This is a genomic window from Ruegeria sp. BHSB056, from assembly GCF_059613305.1.
The window spans coordinates 1-4409 of the sequence record NZ_JBXWSG010000149.1; the positions used below are offsets into that span (position 1 = coordinate 1).

5 protein-coding genes are annotated in these 4409 nt (G+C 57.2%); 3 read left to right on the forward strand and 2 right to left on the reverse strand.

Annotation, left to right across the window (positions count from 1 at the left end; all coding sequences use genetic code 11):
* The coding region (locus AC2FND_RS19635; RefSeq protein WP_496771396.1) for an AAA family ATPase at positions 1–842 on the forward strand (842 nt) is incomplete at its 5' end.
* Positions 843–894: 52 nt separating this feature from the next.
* Here the strand turns inward: AC2FND_RS19635 and AC2FND_RS19640 are convergent.
* Positions 895–1518, reverse strand: a complete 624-nt coding sequence (locus AC2FND_RS19640; protein WP_496771397.1) for a class I SAM-dependent methyltransferase — start codon at positions 1516–1518, stop codon at positions 895–897.
* Between the two features lie 92 nt (positions 1519–1610).
* Positions 1611–2426, reverse strand: coding sequence for a cyclase family protein (locus tag AC2FND_RS19645; RefSeq protein WP_496771398.1), 816 nt, complete (start codon positions 2424–2426; stop codon positions 1611–1613).
* 380 nt (positions 2427–2806) lie between these two features.
* On the opposite strand from AC2FND_RS19645, the gene msrP reads away from it, so the two are divergent.
* Together msrP and msrQ are read left to right on the forward strand one after the other, a co-directional pair.
* The gene (gene msrP, locus AC2FND_RS19650) at positions 2807–3709 is read left to right on the forward strand and encodes a protein-methionine-sulfoxide reductase catalytic subunit MsrP (protein ID WP_496771400.1); all 903 of its coding nucleotides are present in this window, start codon (positions 2807–2809) and stop codon (positions 3707–3709) included.
* Between the two features lie 4 nt (positions 3710–3713).
* On the forward strand, positions 3714–4328 hold the full coding sequence (gene msrQ, locus AC2FND_RS19655) for a protein-methionine-sulfoxide reductase heme-binding subunit MsrQ (RefSeq protein ID WP_496771399.1): 615 nt from the start codon (positions 3714–3716) through the stop codon (positions 4326–4328).
* The last annotated feature ends 81 nt before the right edge of the window (positions 4329–4409 follow it).

Genomic DNA, 4409 nt, shown 5'->3' on the forward strand with positions numbered 1-4409 from the left:
AAGGCCGCCCGTTGGGATCGTTCCTGTTCCTCGGGCCGACCGGCGTGGGTAAGACCGAGCTGACCAAGGCCGTGGCGAATTTCCTGTTCGACGACGATAACGCGATGGTGCGTATCGATATGTCTGAGTTCATGGAGAAACACGCTGTTGCTCGTCTGATCGGGGCTCCTCCGGGCTATGTCGGTTATGACGAAGGCGGTGTGCTGACCGAAGCCGTGCGGCGCAGGCCTTATCAGGTCGTGCTGTTTGACGAGGTCGAAAAGGCACACCCGGACGTGTTCAACGTGCTGTTGCAGGTTCTTGATGACGGTGTGCTGACCGATGGTCAGGGCCGCACCGTGGACTTCAAGCAGACGCTGATCATTCTGACGTCGAACCTAGGCTCTCAGGCGCTCAGCCAATTGCCCGAAGGCGCGGACAGCGGGCAGGCCCGCCGTGACGTGATGGATGCGGTGCGGGCACATTTCCGGCCCGAGTTCCTGAACCGTCTGGACGAAACGATCATCTTTGACCGCCTCAAGCGGGCCGATATGGATGGCATCGTCGATATCCAGATGGCGCGTCTGCAAAAGCGCCTGGCGGCCCGCAAGATCGAACTGGCCCTGGACGATGGTGCCAAGGAATGGCTGGCCAATGAAGGCTATGACCCTGTCTTCGGTGCCCGCCCGCTGAAACGCGTGATTCAACGCGCCCTGCAGAACCCGCTTGCCGAAGCGCTGCTGGCCGGTGAGATCAAGGATGGTGAGGTCGTTCCGGTCACTGCCGGAACTGATGGTCTGATCATCGGTGACCGGTTGGGGACGTCGGAACGGCCCCGCCCCGATGATGCAGTGGTGCATTGATTTAGGAACGAACGGAAGACCCGCCGCATTGGCGGGTCTTCTTCGTCTGAATCTACGCTCTTCGACGCGCTAAAATTCCCTGGCTTGTCCGGGACGGTGGGCCTGCGGGAAATGAGTGCTCGCCTTCACATTCGAATCCAGCTTTGTCCAGTAGTCCCAGAATCTCTTCTCTGGCGAATGTGCGATGTCGCCATTGCAGCCAGATAATCGCATTGCACCAATGCGGCTTGGACACCACCAGATACAATCGACCATCAGGGTGCATCAAATCGTGAATCTGCTCAAGTGCGCGCAACGGATCGGGGCAGTGTTCGATGACATGCGCAGCCAGTGCCACATCAGCGGGTTCCAGAACGACAGAGCCTAACATGCCCTGCACAAGTCTTGGCTCGACACCCCGCGCCTGTAACGCGCTTTGACCCTGTTTCAACATGGCTTGACTGGGTTCGAGAAGGGTTATTTCGACGGGTGACCCGTGAATAGCGACCCAGGCTTCTGCAAACGAGGCCGTCCCGGCACCGATATCAACAACCCGACTGTTATGCTCTGTCGCGAGCTGACTTGCTGACAGAAAACCAAGATACGCATCGTAATAACCAAGGGCACGCATCTTATCCCGCCATTTTGGTGCAGCGGTATCATAGCGCCGTGTGGTGTCAGACTTGGTCTTGCCCATTGGCTTGCTCTCAGTGCCTACCCTCATGGAATGGGCAGATGGAAACTGACCCACTGAAGAAAGCGGGCCAGTTTCGCCGTACGTCAGTTAAGTCAGATCAGCGCAAATATCCGCGCCGGACCTCCGGTGCCGCCCGCGTGTTTCGGCGCGCCAATAACAAGAGTCGCCCCCGATGCGGGTACCTGATCCAGATTGGCCAGGCATTCGATTCCGAACCGGCCAGAAGGCAACCAGGCATAATGGGTGGCGAAGTCTGCAGACATGCCGTGATCTAGTGACAAGGTGTCAACGGCAATTGACCGCGCCCCAGTTTCCTCCATCAGCATCTGCGCAGCTTCAACGTGAAAGCCCGGGTAATGCTGCGCTTCGCCGTCGAAATTGCGGAACGCGTCCGTAGCGGTTTTGCCAGCCCATCCCGAGTGCATGGCGACGCAGGCCCCGTCGGGGATGTCACCGTTGGCGGCTATCCAGGCTCTCAAATCATCCGGGGTGACACGCGTATCGGCGTCTTCTGCTGCGCGGGCTGCAATATTGACCACGCAAAGTGGTGCAACCAGATCTGAGACCGGGATTTCATCGACCGATGCACCATCCGCAGAAAAGTGCAGCGGGGCATCTATATGCGTGCCCGTATGCTCATTGATTGACAAATTGAACAGATTGAATCCGTGCTCCGCGAAATTGAATGCCTGTTCGGCGGAGATACCCGGCTCTCCGCCCCAGGTCGGGAAATCCGGGCTGAGCGTGTGGGTCATGTCTTGGACACCGCCATGCCCCGCGGCCAGTGCGGCCGGTGCCATAGCCCCGGTTGCGGCAGCTGCAACACCCGATGCCGCCGCGGCTTTGAAGAACCCACGCCGGGACAGCATCCTGTCTTTTACGGCGTTCATTACACAGATATCACACATTTTTCGTCCTCCCATTGCGGCCACGCGGCTGCAAAAACAGGCCCGCCACACTGTTGATCGCGTATGGTGCCTGTCTGACAGAGTGCAGTTTTGGACCCGCAGTTGTAAAGGCTGCAAGCAGACAACCCGGCTGTTGTTCTTCGTTCAGAGCCAACTCTGAGCGATATGTACTTGTCCGGAGCAACGTCCGAGCATTGCGTGTTGGCTCAGGTCGTGACGACCGCCGAAAGCGGGCAGAGCGCGGCACAATCCGCCTGTCTGGGCCTTGTCGCCAATCGGAACGTTACAATCACGTCGCTCAAACGTGACGCCTGTTTCCATGGGTCTGTGCTATCAGCACCCTAAGTCTGTAATGACAAACGAATATGACGGAGACCCAGATGGCGCATCGCTGGACCAATACATTGACACATGCCGACGTCACCCCTCGGGCGGCGTTCCTAAACCGGCGGCAGGTCATGGCCGGGATGGCGGGTGTTGGTTTGGCGGCAACGGCCCGGCCAGCGGCGGCGCAGGATGCGCTGGAGCCGAACACGTGGGAAGAGATCACGAGTTACAACAACTACTATGAGTTCGGGACCGGAAAAGACGATCCGGCGAAATATGCGCATACGCTGGTGACCGAACCCTGGAGCGTCCAGATTGACGGTCTGGTCGATCGTCCCGGTGAGTATGATTTCAAGGACATCCTGTCCGAGATGACGATCGAAGAACGCATCTATCGGTTCCGTTGCGTTGAAGCCTGGTCGATGGTCATTCCATGGATCGGATTCGAACTGGCCGATCTTCTGAACATGGCTGGGATAAAAGACGGCGCGAAATACGTGGCGTTTGAAACGGCCTACCGCCCGGATGAGATGCCGGGAACGCGCTATCCCATTCTGGAATGGCCCTATCGCGAGGGTTTGCGCCTGGACGAGGCGATGCATCCGCTGACGATTATGGCCACTGGTATCTATGACAAGCCGATTCCAAATCAGAACGGCGCGCCATTGCGTCTGGTGGTGCCGTGGAAATACGGGTTCAAATCGATCAAATCGATTGTCCGGATCACGCTTACTGAAGAAGAGCCGCCCACCAGTTGGAACATGGCTAATTCGCGCGAATACGGGTTTTATAGCAATGTAAACCCGAACGTGGATCATCCGCGCTGGTCTCAGGCCTCCGAACGTGAAATAGGCGGCGGCCTGTTCGCGTCGCGCAAACCGACGCTGATGTTCAACGGCTATGAAGAAGAGGTCGCCAGCCTTTATGAAGGTATGGATTTGACCAGGAATTTCTAGAATCATGCAGGCCATCAATCAGACACTCCGGCGTATTCCGGTATGGGCTGTTTATCTGATGGGCGCGCTGCCCGCGCCCTGGCTGTTCTATCTTGGCCTGACTGGCGGTTTGGGGATCGAACCGATTGAGGCGCTGGAACACCGCTATGGCGAACTTGCGTTACAATTGCTGATTGCCGGGCTGGCCATCACATCTTTGCGCCGATTTGTGGGCTTGAACCTGATGAAGTTCCGTCGGGCCATTGGGGTGCTGACTTTTGTATATGTCAGCCTGCATCTCCTTGTCTGGCTGGTTCTGGACGTTCAGCTTCCCAGCCAGATTTGGGCGGATATCCTCAAGCGTCCTTATATTACAGTTGGCATGGGGGCGTTTCTTTTACTGTTACCTTTGACGGCAACATCCAACAACTGGTCGGTGCGGCGATTGGGGCCGCGGTGGCGCAGGCTGCATTGGTTGGTATACCCGGCTGCTTTGCTGGGTGGCCTGCATTATGTGATGCTGGCAAAAGGGTTTCAGATCGAGCCGCTGATCTATTTGGCAGCTATCGTCATCCTTCTTGCTCTTAGGTTGCCGCTTCCAAGGCTGTCACTCCAGTCCAACACAGCAGATTCTGCCTGACTCGGAAGCGAGTCTGTGAGTAACATTGTGAACAAGGTGTTAAAGTGCGGAGCCCTGTCTGTGTTTCTGGCGATTTTGGCG